Annotated in this window: 8 protein-coding genes, 26 tRNA genes, 3 rRNA genes and 1 riboswitch; all 37 genes read right to left on the reverse strand. The window is 43.0% G+C overall.

All coding sequences use genetic code 11. The features are described from left to right. Window positions 1–134 precede the first annotated feature (134 nt). The 37 genes from AC806_RS10830 to AC806_RS11010 all read right to left on the reverse strand — a co-directional run bounded on the left by AC806_RS10830 (window position 135) and on the right by AC806_RS11010 (window position 16,890). Entirely contained in the window at window positions 135–983 is an 849-nt protein-coding gene (locus AC806_RS10830; protein WP_069029314.1) for a MurR/RpiR family transcriptional regulator, read from the reverse strand. A gap of 57 nt (window positions 984–1,040) precedes the next feature. Continuing rightward, window positions 1,041–2,918 carry a penicillin binding protein PBP4B gene (gene pbp4b / locus AC806_RS10835; protein ID WP_069029409.1) on the reverse strand — a complete coding sequence of 626 codons (1,878 nt, stop codon included), beginning with the start codon at window positions 2,916–2,918 and terminating at the stop codon, window positions 1,041–1,043. 113 nt (window positions 2,919–3,031) lie between these two features. After that, on the reverse strand, window positions 3,032–3,661 hold the full coding sequence (locus AC806_RS10840; protein ID WP_014125783.1) for an HAD family hydrolase: 630 nt from the start codon (window positions 3,659–3,661) through the stop codon (window positions 3,032–3,034). Further along, window positions 3,658–5,115: a PTS transporter subunit EIIC gene (locus tag AC806_RS10845; protein WP_069029315.1), complete on the reverse strand. Its 1,458-nt coding sequence runs from the start codon at window positions 5,113–5,115 to the stop codon at window positions 3,658–3,660. Before AC806_RS10845 ends, AC806_RS10840 begins: the two co-directional genes overlap by 4 nt. 16 nt (window positions 5,116–5,131) lie before the next feature. Then, complete coding sequence (gene murQ, locus AC806_RS10850) at window positions 5,132–6,022, reverse strand: N-acetylmuramic acid 6-phosphate etherase (protein WP_014125785.1); 891 nt, start codon at window positions 6,020–6,022, stop codon at window positions 5,132–5,134. After that, entirely contained in the window at window positions 6,022–7,098 is a 1,077-nt protein-coding gene (locus tag AC806_RS10855; protein WP_014125786.1) for a DUF871 domain-containing protein, read from the reverse strand. Before AC806_RS10855 ends, murQ begins: the two co-directional genes overlap by 1 nt. Before the next feature lie 177 nt (window positions 7,099–7,275). After that, entirely contained in the window at window positions 7,276–8,052 is a 777-nt protein-coding gene (locus AC806_RS10860; RefSeq protein ID WP_069029316.1) for an alpha/beta hydrolase, read from the reverse strand. A gap of 99 nt (window positions 8,053–8,151) precedes the next feature. Further along, on the reverse strand, window positions 8,152–9,339 hold the full coding sequence (gene metK / locus AC806_RS10865; RefSeq protein WP_069029317.1) for a methionine adenosyltransferase: 1,188 nt from the start codon (window positions 9,337–9,339) through the stop codon (window positions 8,152–8,154). Further along, window positions 9,337–9,424: riboswitch (SMK box riboswitch) on the reverse strand. Its footprint overlaps the gene before it by 3 nt. 123 nt (window positions 9,425–9,547) lie before the next feature. Beyond that, a tRNA-Glu gene (locus tag AC806_RS10870) sits at window positions 9,548–9,619 on the reverse strand. 7 nt (window positions 9,620–9,626) lie between these two features. Then, window positions 9,627–9,714: transfer RNA gene (locus tag AC806_RS10875), tRNA-Ser, on the reverse strand. A 24-nt stretch (window positions 9,715–9,738) separates the two neighbouring features. Beyond that, a tRNA-Ile gene (locus tag AC806_RS10880) sits at window positions 9,739–9,812 on the reverse strand. 19 nt (window positions 9,813–9,831) lie between these two features. Beyond that, window positions 9,832–9,902, reverse strand: a tRNA-Gly gene (locus tag AC806_RS10885). 12 nt (window positions 9,903–9,914) lie between these two features. Beyond that, window positions 9,915–9,987, reverse strand: a tRNA-Phe gene (locus tag AC806_RS10890). A gap of 4 nt (window positions 9,988–9,991) precedes the next feature. Next, window positions 9,992–10,065: transfer RNA gene (locus AC806_RS10895), tRNA-Asp, on the reverse strand. Window positions 10,066–10,108: 43 nt separating this feature from the next. Next, window positions 10,109–10,182, reverse strand: a tRNA-Met gene (locus AC806_RS10900). Window positions 10,183–10,229: 47 nt separating this feature from the next. Next, window positions 10,230–10,319 (reverse strand) — tRNA-Ser (locus tag AC806_RS10905). 16 nt (window positions 10,320–10,335) lie between these two features. Then, window positions 10,336–10,407: transfer RNA gene (locus tag AC806_RS10910), tRNA-Glu, on the reverse strand. 13 nt (window positions 10,408–10,420) lie between these two features. Next, window positions 10,421–10,494 (reverse strand) — tRNA-Ile (locus tag AC806_RS10915). Window positions 10,495–10,511: 17 nt separating this feature from the next. After that, window positions 10,512–10,582: transfer RNA gene (locus AC806_RS10920), tRNA-Gly, on the reverse strand. A gap of 4 nt (window positions 10,583–10,586) precedes the next feature. Further along, window positions 10,587–10,660, reverse strand: a tRNA-Asp gene (locus tag AC806_RS10925). Window positions 10,661–10,700: 40 nt separating this feature from the next. Next, window positions 10,701–10,774, reverse strand: a tRNA-Met gene (locus tag AC806_RS10930). Window positions 10,775–10,821: 47 nt separating this feature from the next. Next, window positions 10,822–10,911, reverse strand: a tRNA-Ser gene (locus AC806_RS10935). A 29-nt stretch (window positions 10,912–10,940) separates the two neighbouring features. Next, a tRNA-Ile gene (locus AC806_RS10940) sits at window positions 10,941–11,014 on the reverse strand. A 16-nt stretch (window positions 11,015–11,030) separates the two neighbouring features. After that, window positions 11,031–11,104 (reverse strand) — tRNA-Met (locus AC806_RS10945). A gap of 22 nt (window positions 11,105–11,126) precedes the next feature. Further along, window positions 11,127–11,199 (reverse strand) — tRNA-Ala (locus AC806_RS10950). Window positions 11,200–11,213: 14 nt separating this feature from the next. Further along, window positions 11,214–11,287, reverse strand: a tRNA-Pro gene (locus tag AC806_RS10955). Between the two features lie 3 nt (window positions 11,288–11,290). After that, window positions 11,291–11,364, reverse strand: a tRNA-Arg gene (locus AC806_RS10960). Window positions 11,365–11,377: 13 nt separating this feature from the next. After that, window positions 11,378–11,463, reverse strand: a tRNA-Leu gene (locus AC806_RS10965). 15 nt (window positions 11,464–11,478) lie between these two features. Then, a tRNA-Gly gene (locus tag AC806_RS10970) sits at window positions 11,479–11,550 on the reverse strand. An 11-nt stretch (window positions 11,551–11,561) separates the two neighbouring features. Beyond that, window positions 11,562–11,634: transfer RNA gene (locus AC806_RS10975), tRNA-Thr, on the reverse strand. Between the two features lie 11 nt (window positions 11,635–11,645). Then, window positions 11,646–11,727 (reverse strand) — tRNA-Leu (locus AC806_RS10980). A 13-nt stretch (window positions 11,728–11,740) separates the two neighbouring features. Next, window positions 11,741–11,813: transfer RNA gene (locus AC806_RS10985), tRNA-Lys, on the reverse strand. Window positions 11,814–11,815: 2 nt separating this feature from the next. After that, a tRNA-Val gene (locus AC806_RS10990) sits at window positions 11,816–11,888 on the reverse strand. Between the two features lie 7 nt (window positions 11,889–11,895). Then, window positions 11,896–12,011 (reverse strand): 5S ribosomal RNA (gene rrf / locus AC806_RS10995). Between the two features lie 84 nt (window positions 12,012–12,095). Then, a 23S ribosomal RNA gene (locus tag AC806_RS11000) occupies window positions 12,096–15,008 on the reverse strand. A 182-nt stretch (window positions 15,009–15,190) separates the two neighbouring features. Beyond that, window positions 15,191–15,263: transfer RNA gene (locus tag AC806_RS11005), tRNA-Ala, on the reverse strand. Window positions 15,264–15,331: 68 nt separating this feature from the next. After that, a 16S ribosomal RNA gene (locus tag AC806_RS11010) occupies window positions 15,332–16,890 on the reverse strand. Together the 16S, 23S and 5S rRNA genes with 26 tRNA genes alongside form the textbook arrangement of a ribosomal RNA operon. Window positions 16,891–17,246: the final 356 nt, after the last annotated feature.

The following is a 17,246-nucleotide window of genomic DNA, read 5'->3' on the forward strand; positions in this document are numbered from 1 at the left end:
TTTTTAGTTCAACAAAGCTTTAAACTGAGACTATATGTATTTTTTTATAAGTATAACAAAAAGCAAGCGCCATGTATCTTATTTTTAACAGCTATTTATTAGCAATGAAAAAATAAAATACATGAGCTTGCATTTTAATCATTTTGTTCAATAATTTGTACCATCGTTTTTGTCTGTTCTAATTTCCCTAGTATTTCATCATAGTGCTTACTTGCGTAGGCAGAAAATAACACATCAACAGTATATAATTGTACCAGTAAAGAGTTTGTTGCCGAACTTCTTAAAGGCGCTTCACCACCATCAGCTGTATGTAACAATACATCAGAAATCGTGGCCAATGTTGAATGTGCTTTACTTGTCATACATACTACTGAAATCCCTTTGTCTTTTGCTAGTAAAGCTAAATTGATAACTTCTTGCTTTTTCCCGGAATTAGAAACTAGAAAAACCCAGCTGGGGGCTTCATTGGTTACGATCACTGTTGTAAGCAAATGATAGTCTTTACTATAAATCACTTTTTTTCCAATCCGTAAAAATTTCTGGGCAAAATCATCAGCCACGATGCCCGAAGCACCAATTCCATAAGTAAATATAGCGTCTGTTGATTCGAGCAAATTAATTACTTGTTCGATCGGATTCACTTCAAGATCCTCACAATTTTTTTCTAGACCATCAGTCATTTTTAACAATAATTTTTGTTTAATTGTACCAACATCTTCATTGGGAACAATATCTGTATATAAATCTTCTTCGATCGTTGTTTGATTCGCAGAAAGTTTTAATTTCAGGTCTGTGAATCCTTCTAAACCTAGTGAATAACATAATCGTACAACGGTCGCCGGGCTTGTATTAGAAGCTTGTGATAAAGCTTTAGCGCTCATATAAATGACCTTTTCTGGTTGCTCAAGGATCCATTCTGCTAATTTTCTTTCTGCTTTTGACAATTTATTCAAATGATGTTGCATTGTAAACAAAATATTCATCTCTTTATCCCTCAACTTCTCCTGCTAAATTTACACCTTAGTAATGCCTTTGATTGGTTAATCATTAGCCACAAACGCTGTAATTTCTTTAAAACGTTTAGTCTTCATAAAATCAGTAATTTCCTTACCGTTTTTACGTTCATCTACTACATCAAGTAAGGATTGTAGCTGCGCGTAATCTGCTGAAGTTTGTGCTTTTTGATTTGCTTTCATATAACGGTATTTCGAATCGAACATATCCACTAATTTACTATTATTAGCTGCTTGATCATCCTTTTGACTATCAAAAGCTAGCGTTGCTATCAGCCCATATTGTCCTGTTAAAAAGTGATCCCCTATAAAATCATTAGGGTCTTTCTTTTTATCAACAACTGGAGAATTCTTTGTATTCGTCAGTAGTACAACAGAAGTGTGATTAACTGGATCGATCACAGTTAATGTCCCAGTCCAACCAGTATGACCGATAGTACTTGAATTAGCTAAAGGAGAAAAGGCCCAAGAATATAACTGTTGCCCTTTACGACGCCAACCTAAACCAAAACTTGGATCAGTATCTTTAGCTTTAATAAATTGATCCATTGTATCTTCAGAAAAGAACTGTTGATTTCCATAACCGCCTTTATTCAAAGTAATTTGAGTTAATACTGCCAAATCTTTTGCATTAGAAAACAGGCCGGCATGTCCACTGATACCATCCATTGAATAAAAAGCCTTTTCGTCATGCACTTCTCCTTGCACTGTGTTTTTTCTAATATTATCAAAATCAACCGCCCCATCTCGCGTATTTCCATGTAATTCGGTTGCAGCGATTTGTTCTTTTGAAAAATGATGTTCCAAAGGCTTAAAAGTCGTATGCTGCAAGTTTAACGGTTGATAATAATTTTGCTTCATATATTCATCCAAGCGTTGCCCTGTTACTTCTTCAATAATAAACCCAAGTAACATATAGTCCACATCTGAATACATTGTTTCTGTACCTGGTGTATACTCCAAAGGCGTAGCAATGATTTTTTCCATAACTTCATTTCTATCTTGTGTATACAGTTCTTTATTAGCATCCGGAGTCGTTTGATCCTCTGCATCCGGGTCATAGTTTTTATTATGATACTGTGGATCTGCTGGAAATCCTGCTTGGTGCTGTAGTATTTCTTTAATCGTCAAATCATCTTTTCCTTTAATTTCATCTGACCTTTTGTCTTTAAAATCTGGGAAAATTTCACTAACCTTTTGCTCAATGTTTAATTTTCCATCTGAAACTAATTTTTGGATAGCGTAATTCGTTGCATACATCTTCGTATTACTGGCCAAATCATATAAGGTGTTTTTCGTAACTTGTTGACTATCCTTTTGTGGTCTATCTTGTTGATCATAGGCATTTACATTGCCATAAGCACTTGATTTAATGATATTTCCATTTTTTGCCACCACTAATTGAGCCGAGGTAAAACCATTTTTTATTTCAGCATTAATCAGTTGATCGATCAACTTAAAATTATCATCATCAGTGTATTCTTTTGTATTATCCTTTAAAACAGGGTAAGGAATTTTTATATTCATTGTTGCCTTATTATTGCTAGCAACTCGGCTGACTTGTAAATTGTTATCTCCATTTTTAGTAAAATCTGAGATATCGATCTGCTGCCATTTTTTATTCGACAAATCAGCAAATATTTCCTGGCCATTGACATAAATCTTGAAGGCTTCTTTATCGTTTGTTTTTATTAATAACTGTCCTTGCCCTTTATATCCATAAAATGTCTCCATTTGATTTGTTAAAAGAGAACTATCAAAGGCTTCATCAGTTGCTGGGATTGGATAGCTTTGACTAAGTTGATACGAACCTTTAGGACTACTAATTTCTCTCACATCCGTTTTGTCTTCTAGTACGCATGCACTCATAAAAAATAAGATACAAAACATTACACTAGACATCATAATTTTTTCCAACACTTTTTCATATTTAGATACCTTCCTTCGTTTTCGTATCCGATTTCAAAAGTGATAAAAGTGAAGCAATCGTTTCGTTAAATCAAAACGATTGCTTTTATTTAAACTAAATCCAATAATTGCTGAGACGATTCGATTTGATAGTTAGCTTGTGATTGATCGATATTAAATTGTGGGCTCTTTAAAGCTGCTACAGTCAAATTTGCTCGACGAGCAGCTTCAATACCAAATGTCGAATCTTCGATAACTAAACAATCACTAGGGCGCAGTTTAAGACGAGAAAGTGTATATTGATAAATTTCAGGGTTAGGTTTGCTACGAGCAAACATATCACCACTGGTAATCAATTCAAAATATTCTTTTATTTGGTTGACTTCTAAAATTCGATAAATATTTTCCAAAGGACCAGAGGATGCCACAGCCATACGAATATTTTTACTGGCCAACTTATCCAGAGTAGGTAAAATATCAGGATTAAACATTTCTTGATAGTCCATCGGATAATGCTGACGAAATTCTTTGTAAGCTTGTAATAACTCTGTACGCTTATCAATATCTTCTGGAAATAACTGTTCAAACATATCGTAGGCATTGGAACCTACGAAATAGTCTTGCACTTCTTGGGCAACCGACACGTTATTTTGTTCAAAGAAAGCCGCACGTCGTTTCTGATAAGCCTTCTCTGAGAAAACAATCACACCATCTACATCAAAAATAACTGCTCTTCTCACATAATTCTACCTTCCCGAATATCTTCATTAGTACCAAAGAAGTAAGTCAATACAAAACCACCAATATAACCTGCAATTAAACTGATGACATAAACAAACCATCCACCTTCAGCAATCAAAGGAATCAAAGCTAAGCCACTTGGCCCAATGGAAATTGAGCCAACACCGCCAAGCAAACCAACAACGGCGCCGCCAATCCCACCACCTAAACAAGCAGTGATAAATGGACGGCCTAAAGGCAAAGTAACACCATAAATTAAGGGTTCACCAATACCTAGAATGCCGACTGGTAACGCACCTTTTATCATCTCAGTCAACTTTTTATTATTACGACAACGTAACCACAAAGCAAATGCTGCCCCAACTTGTCCTGCACCAGCCATTGCTAAAATGGGTAATAAAGAGGTACTACCATAGGTCTCAATCAATGATAAATGGATCGGTGTCAATATTTGGTGAAGGCCAAACATAACCATTGGTAAGAATAAAGTACCCAATACAAAACCAGCAAAGCCACCACCTACGCCTAGCACCCAAGTAATACCACCTACAAGTCCATCAGAAATCCATCCTGCTAGAGGCATAATAAAGAAGATTGTAACGATACCCATAGCAGCTAAGGTAAGTACTGGTGTGACAATAATGTCAACTGTATCTGGCACTACTTTATGCAACCATTTTTCCACTTGCGCCATCAAGAAAACCGCAATAATAACGCCGATTACGCCACCTTGACCTTCTGCTAAAGGTTCACCAGTAAAAATGTTAGGAAGTGGCATGTCTTCACTCATTCCAGTTAGCATGGTGACACCGCCAATAACACCACCCAAGCTGGGTGAAGCGCCAAATTCGCGCGCAGCATTAATCCCTACATAAATCACTAGATAAGTAAATACACCACTTTGAATAATCGAACCAACACTTACGATATTGACCCAAGCATCACCAGAAACTGTTCCAGCTTCTAGCATATTTGTTAAAACCGAAGCAATTCCACCGATGATCCCAGCACCAACAAAAGCTGGAATTAAAGGTACGAAAATATTAGCAATTGACTTTAAAACCTTTGACCAAGGCTTTTGATTTTTCTTTTTTACTTCCGCATGAACTTCTTCTGCTTTGGCGTTAACATCTTCTTTCCCGCTTGTACTAGTTGGGGGCTCTTCCACAGCTGTGCCATCCGGACGTTCTTCTCCCAGTTCCACACCAGCCATATCAGCCATTTTTTGGGCAACTTTACTTACAGTACCTGGTCCAAGTACAATTTGTAGCGTTTCGTCTTCGACAACACCCATTACACCGTCAACAGCTCTTAAGCCATCAAGGTCTACCTTGCTGCCATCGATCACACCCATACGAATACGTGTCATACAGTTAACAATTTTATTCACATTATTTACACCGCCGACATATTCATAAATTTCTTCTGCTAACTTTGTTACTTTATCTGCCACTTTTTCTTCCTCCTTTTTAAAGTGTATTTCTTACAAACCCATTACCCGCAACTAATTTTTCTGCAGCTTCATCTTTTTTTACCCCAGTTAAAATCATAACAATAGCAAGTTTGACATTTTCATCTGCTTGATAAAAAGCTTTATCTGCTTGTTCATAGCTACACTCTGTTGCTTGCATAATAATCCTTTTAGATCTTTCAACTAATTTTTCATTGGTCGCCCGGACATCTACCATTAAATTCTTATAGACCTTGCCAATACCAATCATCGATGCTGTTGAAAGCATATTTAATACTAATTTTTGCGCTGTACCTGATTTCAAACGAGTAGATCCGGTTAAAACTTCTGGACCGACTTCAACTTCGATAGGAAACTGCGCATGCTGACTAATTTGCGCTTTATTATTACAAGCTATTGAAGCTGTGGTCGCACCAATTTCTTTTGCGTAATCCAAACCACCAATGACATAAGGTGTCCTTCCGCTGGCAGCGATTCCCACTACAAGATCATTTTGTGATAACGAAGCTTGGCTTAAATCTTTTTTTGCAAGTTCTTTGGAATCTTCTGCTCCTTCAACGGCAACAGTCATAGCTTTTATTCCACCGGCGATCAACCCTTGTACCATTTCGGGGGTTGTTCCAAATGTTGGGACACACTCTGCTGCATCTAAAACGCCTAGGCGTCCACTTGTACCAGCACCAATATAAAATAGTCTTCCTTTTTTATTGAATGCTTGGATAATTTGTTCGACAACCTTTTTAATTTGTGGTAGTGCTTCTTCAATAGCCAAAGGAACTTTTCTATCTTCATCATTCATCGTTTGTAAAACTTCCATGATATCCATATCATCCAAAGCCATCGTTTTTTGATTTCTAGTTTCTGTCGCTAATTTTTCTAATTCACTCACTAGATTTTTCTCCCTTCCTTTAGTTCAAACCGACATCCTGAGTCGATATAATCAATTAAGTTACGGTCTTTTTCTATTACCTTAGCTAGCACATTTACCTTCTCATCAGCAGGTAAATCATCTTTAGTAATTTGTAATTCTCCCATATAACGCAGATACTTTTTATTATCCACAGTTATGCTACCTTTTTCTCGTGATTGAATATTTTCAGTTTCAATGATTTCTTGATTATTTTTCCGCGCCTCTTGACTTCGCACCACATACTCCGCTTCATCGATCCGATTTGTATGTTCACCCAAGAATAAGGAGTGATAATTTTTCGTCAGCAAATCAATTTCAAGTAACATTTTTTTATGTTGGAAATAAGCAATAAACTGTTCCCTTGCTTTTTTTGTAAGTCCACCATCTCCAATATAAACTGCATCACAATCATAGTTGTAAAACAAATCAAGGGTTGCTGCCAATGGATGTTGCCGTCGATGGATTTCTAAGCTAGGAAGGTGGTCATGTAATGGCCCCCGCAGATTTTCATCCCCTGGAACAAAAGCAACGATCTTAAAACCGTAAGCACGCCATTTATGGTTTACTCTTTGTAAATAGTCTCTTGATAAGCCTGTCTCCGGACGTGGATAATAATTATGCCATAACTCCATATTCGTAAAATCCGCTTGAAGAGAACTTAATTCGGCTACATCTTCGTCTGTTAAAGTTGATGCATTCAATCCCACCTGCATGTGTCTTGAAATAGCTGCAATCGTTTGATTATCAACGCCATAATCCATACGTACGCCTGTAACGCCTAATTCTTTTAACTGGTCAAAAGCTTCCACTTGATTAAAATCGGTCGCTAAATACTGTAAGCCATCACTTGATACATCCGCCATTAATTCCATTTGAAATTGCTGAGTTAATTCACCAAGTTGTTTTAAAGTATAAATAATTTCTTCTGGGTCATCCTCTGGAATATGCAAAGAAGTAAAAATACGTGTAAAGCCTGCACGATTCATGGCTTCAATATACTGTTGCTTATTTTTTGATAACCCTTCTCCCAAGAAAACCGAAAATCCTAGCATCATTTACACCATCCTTATTAATTCGCTTTCATTATATCTTAAAAGAAACAATATTTCAATAAATAAAACAGTAATTGTGTTATTTCGAAATATTGTTTCTTGAAAATTAGTAAAATAATCATTAATCAAACAAAAAAACCAGCTAAACAACACTTCTGTTTAACTGGTTGATAAAATACTTTAAAGGGGTAACCAATTTAAAACCCGTTGAATCCAATCGTCCCAAAATAACCAATCATGTTCACCAGGGCCATCTTCAAAAACCACATCATAGCCGTTTTCTCTCATTTTCTTAGTGGTATAAGCACTTGCTTGATATATTAAATCTTCAGTACCACATGTAAGATAAAATTTAGGCGCTTGTGATCCATCTAATGTCTCAATCAAATGTATCAAGTCATTTTCCGAGCCTTTGATTTCCTCTAAAGGACCAAAAATTCCTTCCCAGTATGCTTTACTTCTTATTTCTAGTAATTGGTTTATTCCTTCAGCAATCGTTAAACCGCCTGAAAGTGAAGCAATTGCTGCAAAATTTTCAGGTTTTTTTAAACCCAATTTTACAGCGCCATAGCCACCCATTGATAAACCCGCTGCAAATGTTTTGGCTCTTTTTTTCGTTAGTTGAGGGAATAATTCATGACAAATATTAGGTAACTCTTCAGCAATAAATGTCCAATACTTCATATCATAGGTAGTATCTGTATACCACCCTAAATCAGTAGAAGGCATAATCACAGCTAAGCCCTTATCAGATACGTAACGCTCAATTGCTGTTCGTCTTTGCCATACACTATGATTACCATTCATACCATGCAGTAAATAAAGTACTGCTACATCCTCAGTTGTTCCTTTAGTACTTGTTCCAAAGGTTTTTTTGGTTTCTTGTGGTAAAATGACATCCAACATCACTTCCATTTCTAACACATTGGAAAAAGCATTTACTTGTAAAAGAGCCATTATTTTTTCACGTCCTTTATTATTTATCATCCATTGTAGCAGATTTTTTCTAAAATAAAAAAAGATCCTATTGAATAAAACCAATAGGATCCTTTTTGATTATTTTATATTTTCTTGTAAAGCTTTCATTTTATCTGTTTTTTCCCAAGGCAAATCAATATCGGTTCTACCGAAATGTCCATAAGCAGCTGTATCCTTATAAATAGGACGTCGTAAATCCAACATCTCAATAATGCCAGCTGGCCTTAAATCAAAATTTTGACGTACAACTTCAATTAATTTTTCTTGACTAACTTTAGACGTTCCAAAAGTATCAATTGAAATAGATACAGGTTCAGCCACCCCAATAGCATATGCCAGTTGCACCTCAGCTTTATCAGCTAATTTTGCTGCAACAATATTTTTTGCAATATAACGGGCAGCATAACTTGCCGAACGATCCACCTTTGTAGCATCTTTACCGGAAAATGCACCGCCACCATGACGCGCATAGCCACCATAAGTGTCTACAATAATTTTTCTTCCGGTCAAACCAGCGTCACCCTGTGGTCCACCAATGACAAAACGACCGGTAGGGTTAATGAAATACTTCGTTTGTTCGTCTAAAAGTTCATTAGGAACGACTTCTTTAATGACTTTTTCAATCATATCACGTCTAATTGTTTCATTTGCAACTTCGTCATCATGTTGTGTACTAATAATAATCGTATCTACTCTTTTGGGTTGATCATTTTCATCATATTCCACAGTAACTTGTGATTTTGCATCCGGACGTAAGTAGCTAATTTCTGCTTTTTTTCTTAATTTTGCTAAATGAGCGACGATTTTATGACTTAATGAAATAGGTAAAGGCATCAACTCGTCAGTTTCGTTAGTCGCAAAGCCAAACATTAAGCCCTGGTCACCAGCTCCGATTGCATTAATACGTTTTTCTCTATCTTCTCTTGCTTCTAAAGATGTATCCACACCTTGTGCGATATCTTGTGATTGTTCATCAATTGCAACTAAGACCGCTACATTATCGCCATCAAAGCCATATTCTGGACGATTATAACCAATATCTTTGATTGTTTGACGTACAACCTTTTGCATATCAACATATGCCGATGTAGAAACTTCCCCAAAGACCAATACCAAACCTGTTGTAACAGATGTTTCACAAGCAACGCGTGCCATTGGATCCTGCGCTAAAAGTGCATCTAAAATAGCATCACTGATCTGATCAGCAATCTTGTCTGGATGTCCTTCTGAAACAGATTCAGAAGTAAACAAACGCCTTTCTTTCACGATGATTCCCCCTAAAATAATTTTTCGGTTACAAGGCATCTTCACTTGATTTTCAAATGAATCCTTTCGGGAACTTGCAACGGTCTGATTCTAATAGATAATAAGAACGATCTATCCTCACTTTTTGCCAAAATGAGTTGAAACCGAAACTGTCAGCAAAAGTCCTCAAATTAACTTAAAAAAAAGCATCCATTACTGAATGCTTCGATGATCCGTACGGGATTCGAACCCGTGTTACCGCCGTGAAAGGGCGGTGTCTTAACCTCTTGACCAACGGATCGCTGATACGGAGAAGGAGGGATTCGAACCCTCGCGTCGCGTAAACGACCTACACCCTTAGCAGGGGCGCCTCTTCAGCCACTTGAGTACTTCCCCAAAACCAAAAAATATTGATTTTCATGGGCCTAAATGGACTCGAACCATCGACCTCACGCTTATCAGGCGTGCGCTCTAACCAACTGAGCTATAGGCCCTTATTATAACTACAACAAAAGCGGGTGACGAGAATCGAACTCGCGACAACAGCTTGGAAGGCTGTGGTTTTACCACTAAACTACACCCGCCTTATATATTGATGGATCGAGACAGAATCGAACTGCCGACACACGGAGCTTCAATCCGTTGCTCTACCGACTGAGCTATCGATCCAAAACGGTCTGGACGGGACTCGAACCCGCGACCTCCTGCGTGACAGGCAGGCATTCTAACCAGCTGAACTACCAGACCCGCTTTGTTGTAAATATAATAAGTACTTGCATACAAAGTACAATTGCGGGAGCAAGATTTGAACTTGCGACCTTCGGGTTATGAGCCCGACGAGCTACCAGACTGCTCCATCCCGCGATAATAAAACTAAATATTATTATAATATTTGTAAATAATTTTAGCAAAGGAGGATAAGGGATTCGAACCCTTGCACGGTTTTACCCGCCTGACGGTTTTCAAGACCGTTCCCTTCAGCCGGACTTGGGTAATCCTCCATAACCCCAAGACGCATGGTCCGTACGGGATTCGAACCCGTGATACCGCCGTGAAAGGGCGGTGTCTTAACCTCTTGACCAACGGACCTTTATTTAATAAATGGGCCTAAATGGACTCGAACCATCGACCTCACGCTTATCAGGCGTGCGCTCTAACCAACTGAGCTATAGGCCCAAGCAATAAACACAACAAGCGGGTGACGAGAATCGAACTCGCGACAACAGCTTGGAAGGCTGTGGTTTTACCACTAAACTACACCCGCATGACGGTCTGGACGGGACTCGAACCCGCGACCTCCTGCGTGACAGGCAGGCATTCTAACCAGCTGAACTACCAGACCAATTTTTGTTGTATCTTCAATACTTGAAAAACAAGTATAATTGCGGGAGCAAGATTTGAACTTGCGACCTTCGGGTTATGAGCCCGACGAGCTACCAGACTGCTCCATCCCGCGATAATAAAACTAAATATTATTATAATATCTATAAATAATTTTAGCAAAGGAGGATAAGGGATTCGAACCCTTGCACGGTTTTACCCGCCTGACGGTTTTCAAGACCGTTCCCTTCAGCCGGACTTGGGTAATCCTCCATCAAATAAATAAAATGATAATGACGCAATGGACCTTGTAGGACTCGAACCTACGACCTGACGGTTATGAGCCGTCTGCTCTAACCAACTGAGCTAAAGGTCCAAGCTCTTAATCAAAATCGCGGTGGAGGGGATCGAACCCACGACCTCCCGGGTATGAACCGGACGCTCTAGCCAGCTGAGCTACACCGCGAAAACCATTTTATCAAATGACATGGAGCCTAGCGGGATCGAACCGCTGACCTCCTGCGTGCAAAGCAGGCGCTCTCCCAGCTGAGCTAAGGCCCCTTCATTAAAATCCATCGGGAAGACAGGATTCGAACCTACGACCCCTTGGTCCCAAACCAAGTGCTCTACCAAGCTGAGCTACTTCCCGTTACGCGCCCAGAAGGATTTGAACCCTCAACCTTCTGATCCGTAGTCAGACACTCTATCCAGTTGAGCTATGGGCGCATATTTTGTTCAATGCCGAGGACCGGAATCGAACCGGTACGGTAATTACTTACCCCAGGATTTTAAGTCCTGTGCGTCTGCCAGTTCCGCCACCCCGGCGTGGTTTTGGCATCAAGCGGAAAACGGGATTCGAACCCGCGACCCCCACCTTGGCAAGGTGGTGCTCTACCGCTGAGCTATTTCCGCAGCTTGTCGGATGCCGGCTAAAGGACTTGAACCCTCGACCCTCTGATTACAAATCAGATGCTCTACCAACTGAGCTAAGCCGGCTTTTTCCTACATGCGGGTGAAGGGACTTGAACCCCCACGCCTTGCGGCGCTAGATCCTAAATCTAGTGCGTCTGCCAATTCCGCCACACCCGCTGATTTTGTGAAATGAGTCGTACAGGATTCGAACCTGTGACCCTCTGATTAAAAGTCAGATGCTCTACCAACTGAGCTAACGACTCAATGGAGGTTATAGGGCTCGAACCTATGACCCTCTGCTTGTAAGGCAGATGCTCTCCCAGCTGAGCTAAACCTCCGCTTGCTGCGTGGCGATGTCCTACTCTCACAAGGGGAAGCCCCTCACTACAATTGGCGCTAAGAAGCTTAACGACTGTGTTCGGCATGGGAACAGGTGTCTCCTTCTTGCCATCATCACCACACAACTTGACGTTGAGTGAACCTTTTGGTTCCCTCAAAACTGGATGAAAAACAACTGCTTCGCTTCACCGAAAATCCAAACCTTTGTGGTTAAGTCCTCGATCGATTAGTATTCGTCCGCTCCAACCCTCGCAGGTCTTCCACTTCGAACCTATCTACCTGATCTTCTCTCAGGGATCTTACTTTCTTTTAGAAAGGGGAAATCTCATCTTGAGGGGGACTTCACGCTTAGATGCTTTCAGCGTTTATTCCTGCCCTACTTAGCTACCCAGCGATGCCGTTGGCACGACAACTGGTCCACCAGCGGTAGGTCCATCCCGGTCCTCTCGTACTAAGGACAGCGCCTCGCAAATTTCCTACGCCCGCGACGGATAGGGACCGAACTGTCTCACGACGTTCTGAACCCAGCTCGCGTGCCGCTTTAATGGGCGAACAGCCCAACCCTTGGGACCGACTACAGCCCCAGGATGCGACGAGCCGACATCGAGGTGCCAAACCTCCCCGTCGATGTGGACTCTTGGGGGAGATAAGCCTGTTATCCCCAGGGTAGCTTTTATCCGTTGAGCGATGGCCCTTCCATGCGGAACCACCGGATCACTAAGCCCGACTTTCGTCCCTGCTCGAGTTGTTGCTCTCACAGTCAAGCTCCCTTCTGCCTTTACACTCTTTGAATGATTTCCAACCATTCTGAGGGAACCTTGGGGCGCCTCCGTTACTTTTTGGGAGGCGACCGCCCCAGTCAAACTGCCCATCTGACACTGTCTCCCGCCACGATCAGTGGCGTGGGTTAGAGTGGCCATAACGCAAGGGTAGTATCCCACGGATGCCTCCTTCGAGACTCGCGTCCCGAATTCTACGGCTCCTACCTATGCTGTACATGCGTCACAGACACCCAATATCAAATTACAGTAAAGCTCCATGGGGTCTTTCCGTCCTGTCGCGGGTAACCTGCATTTTCACAGGTACTAAAATTTCACCGAGTCTCTCGTTGAGACAGTGCCCAAATCGTTGCGCCTTTCGTGCGGGTCGGAACTTACCCGACAAGGAATTTCGCTACCTTAGGACCGTTATAGTTACGGCCGCCGTTTACTGGGGCTTCAATTCGTACCTTCGCTTACGCTAAGCACTCCTCTTAACCTTCCAGCACCGGGCAGGCGTCAGCCCCTATACGTCATCTTACGATTTTGCAGAGACCTGTGTTTTTGATAAACAGTCGCTTGGGCCTATTCACTGCGGCTGCTCGTTAGAGCAGCACCCCTTCTCCCGAAGTTACGGGGTCATTTTGCCGAGTTCCTTAACGAGAGTTCGCTCGCTCACCTGAGGATACTCTCCTCGACGACCTGTGTCGGTTTGCGGTACGGGCCATTACCTTCTTGCTAGAAGTTTTTCTTGGCAGTGTGACGCCAGAACTTCGGTACTTCAATTTCCCTCCCCGTCACAGCTTATCGTTGACAAGAAAAAGCCTTTCACTCTTTCTCCGATGCACTGCTTGGACAGACCTTTCCATTCGTCTGCTTTCTTTTGCCTCCTGCGTCCCTCCATCACTCAAATGAAGATAACAGGTACAGGAATATCAACCTGTTGGCCATCGCTTACGCCTTTCGGCCTCAGCTTAGGTCCCGACTAACCCTGGGCGGACGAGCCTTCCCCAGGAAACCTTCGTCTTACGGTGGACAGGATTCTCACCTGTCTTTCGCTACTCATACCGGCATTCTCACTTCTAAGCGCTCCAGCCGTCTTTTCAGTCGACCTTCACCGCCCTTAGAACGCTCTCCTACCAAAACACCTATGGTGTTTTCCACAGCTTCGGCAGTATGTTTAGCCCCGGTACATTTTCGGCGCAGGGTCACTCGACTAGTGAGCTATTACGCACTCTTTCAATGATGGCTGCTTCTAAGCCAACATCCTAGTTGTCTAAGCAACCCCACCTCCTTTTCCACTTAACATACATTTAGGGGCCTTAGCTGGTGGTCTGGGCTGTTTCCCTTTCGACGATGGATCTTATCACTCACCGTCTGACTGCCAAGGGGCAATCAATGGCATTCGGAGTTTATCTGGATTCGGTAACCCAAGACGGGCCCCTCGTCCAAACAGTGCTCTACCTCCATCATTGCTTCCTTGACGCTAGCCCTAAAGCTATTTCGGAGAGAACCAGCTATCTCCAAGTTCGTTTGGAATTTCTCCGCTACCCACATCTCATCCCCGCACTTTTCAACGTACGTGGGTTCGGTCCTCCAGTGCGTTTTACCGCACCTTCAACCTGGACATGGGTAGATCACCTGGTTTCGGGTCTGCGCCGTCTGACTCAACGCCCATTTCAGACTCGCTTTCGCTGCGGCTCCGTCTTTTCAGACTTAACCTCGCCAGCCAGCGCAACTCGCCGGTTCATTCTGCAAAAGGCACGCTATCACCCATAAACGGGCTCTAACTCCTTGTAAGCACACGGTTTCAGGATCTCTTTCACTCCCCTTCCGGGGTGCTTTTCACCTTTCCCTCACGGTACTGGTTCACTATCGGTCACTAGGGAGTATTTAGCCTTGGGAGATGGTCCTCCCGGTTTCCGACGGCATTTCACGTGTCCCGTCGTACTCAGGATCCGTTTACGAACCTGACAGTTTTCGCCTACGGGGCTCTTACCCGCTCCGGCGGCTTATCCCAAAGCCTTCGGCTAACCGTCCTGTCCGTGAATAAACGTCCTACAACCCCAGAATGCAAGCATCCTGGTTTGGGCTATTCCCGTTTCGCTCGCCGCTACTCAGGGAATCGATTTTTCTTTTTCTTCCTGCAGCTACTAAGATGTTTCAGTTCACTGCGTCTTCCGCTTGCCTGCTATGTATTCACAGGTCAAGCCGCATTCGATGAAAAATGCGAGGTTTCCCCATTCGGAAATCTCTGGATCCAAGCTTACTTACAGCTCCCCAGAGCATATCGGTGTTGGTCCCGTCCTTCATCGGCTCCTAGTGCCAAGGCATCCGCCGTGCGCCCTTTCTTACTTAACCTGACTTGACCTTGCGGTCAAGGGTTTCTCGAAGGTGCTTGCTTTGAGCGATCAAAGCCCTTCGAACATGTGCGTAAACTTCGTTAAAAAACGTGTTCAACGCGGATTCTCGGTTGGTGTTGATTGTTGTTTTTCTATCCAGTTTTCAAAGAACCAAACAAACGATCTAAAATCGATCGTTTATGGAGCCTAGCGGGATCGAACCGCTGACCTCCTGCGTGCAAAGCAGGCGCTCTCCCAGCTGAGCTAAGGCCCCCTACGGGTAGACCTCTCAAAACTGAACAAAGCGCAAACGATGTGTCGACCTTCCGTATGTTTCCTTAGAAAGGAGGTGATCCAGCCGCACCTTCCGATACGGCTACCTTGTTACGACTTCACCCCAATCATTCGTCCCACCTTAGGCGGCTGGCTCCCCTAGGGGTTGCCGCACCGACTTTGGGTGTTACAAACTCTCGTGGTGTGACGGGCGGTGTGTACAAGGCCCGGGAACGGATTCACCGCGGCATGCTGATCCGCGATTACTAGCGATTCCGGCTTCATGCAGGCGAGTTGCAGCCTGCAATCCGAACTGAGAGAAGCTTTCAGAGATTCGCTCGGCCTTGCGGCTTGGCGCGCTCGTTGTACTTCCCATTGTAGCACGTGTGTAGCCCAGGTCATAAGGGGCATGATGATTTGACGTCATCCCCGCCTTCCTCCGGTTTGTCACCGGCAGTCTTGCTAGAGTGCCCAACGCAATGCTGGCAACTAACAATAAGGGTTGCGCTCGTTACGGGACTTAACCCAACATCTCACGACACGAGCTGACGACAACCATGCACCACCTGTCACTTTGCCCCCGAAGGGGAAACCCTATCTCTAGGGCGGTCAAAGGATGTCAAGACCTGGTAAGGTTCTTCGCGTTGCTTCGAATTAAACCACATGCTCCACCGCTTGTGCGGGCCCCCGTCAATTCCTTTGAGTTTCAACCTTGCGGTCGTACTCCCCAGGCGGAGTGCTTAATGCGTTAACTGCAGCACTGAAGGGCGGAAACCCTCCAACACTTAGCACTCATCGTTTACGGCGTGGACTACCAGGGTATCTAATCCTGTTTGCTACCCACGCTTTCGAGCCTCAGCGTCAGTTACAGACCAGAGAGCCGCCTTCGCCACTGGTGTTCCTCCATATATCTACGCATTTCACCGCTACACATGGAATTCCACTCTCCTCTTCTGCACTCAAGTGATCCAGTTTCCAATGACCCTCCCCAGTTGAGCTGGGGGCTTTCACATCAGACTTAAATCACCGCCTGCGCTCGCTTTACGCCCAATAAATCCGGACAACGCTTGCCACCTACGTATTACCGCGGCTGCTGGCACGTAGTTAGCCGTGGCTTTCTGGTCAGCTACCGTCATAGAAAAAGCATTGCCTCTTTCTCCTGTTCTTTGCTGACAACAGAGCTTTACGATCCGAAAACCTTCTTCACTCACGCGGCGTTGCTCGGTCAGACTTGCGTCCATTGCCGAAGATTCCCTACTGCTGCCTCCCGTAGGAGTCTGGGCCGTGTCTCAGTCCCAGTGTGGCCGATCACCCTCTCAGGTCGGCTATGCATCGTTGCTTTGGTGAGCCGTTACCTCACCAACTGGCTAATGCACCGCGGGGCCAGCCATCAGTGACGCTGTAAAGCGCCTTTGAGCTTTCTTTCAGGTGAAAAAAAGCCGTATGCGGTATTAGCACCTGTTTCCAAGTGTTATCCCCCGCTGATGGATAGGTTCCCCACGTGTTACTCACCCGTCCGCCACTCCGCTTAAGAAAAAACCGAAGTTTCTTCTTAAGCAGCGTTCGACTTGCATGTATTAGGCACGCCGCCAGCGTTCGTCCTGAGCCAGGATCAAACTCTCATCTTGAATTTGATCGATCAACACCGTTGATCTTACTTAGCTCTTCAACTTTTTGCTCGCGTGTTGTTCGCGTTTATTGCTTGGTTGCTTCTTCTTGCAAAGAAGCGCCCGACACATTGGTTCGTTTGCTTGCTTTGTTCAGTTTTCAAAGGTCTACTGCTTGTTGCCGTAACAACTTTTATATCTTATCAATTCGACAAGTGTTTGTCAATATCTTTTTGCAAGTTAGCTAATTTTTATTTTAACTTTCTAACTTATTAATTTGAAAATGTTTTTTCATTAATCAAATAAAAAACATTGCTTTTTACGACGACTTGATAATCTTATCAAAACTGTAAAGATGCGTCAATCATTTTTGTAAA

This window comes from Tetragenococcus halophilus (assembly GCF_001712815.1).
In the GTDB taxonomy this organism is placed as follows: domain Bacteria; phylum Bacillota; class Bacilli; order Lactobacillales; family Enterococcaceae; genus Tetragenococcus; species Tetragenococcus halophilus.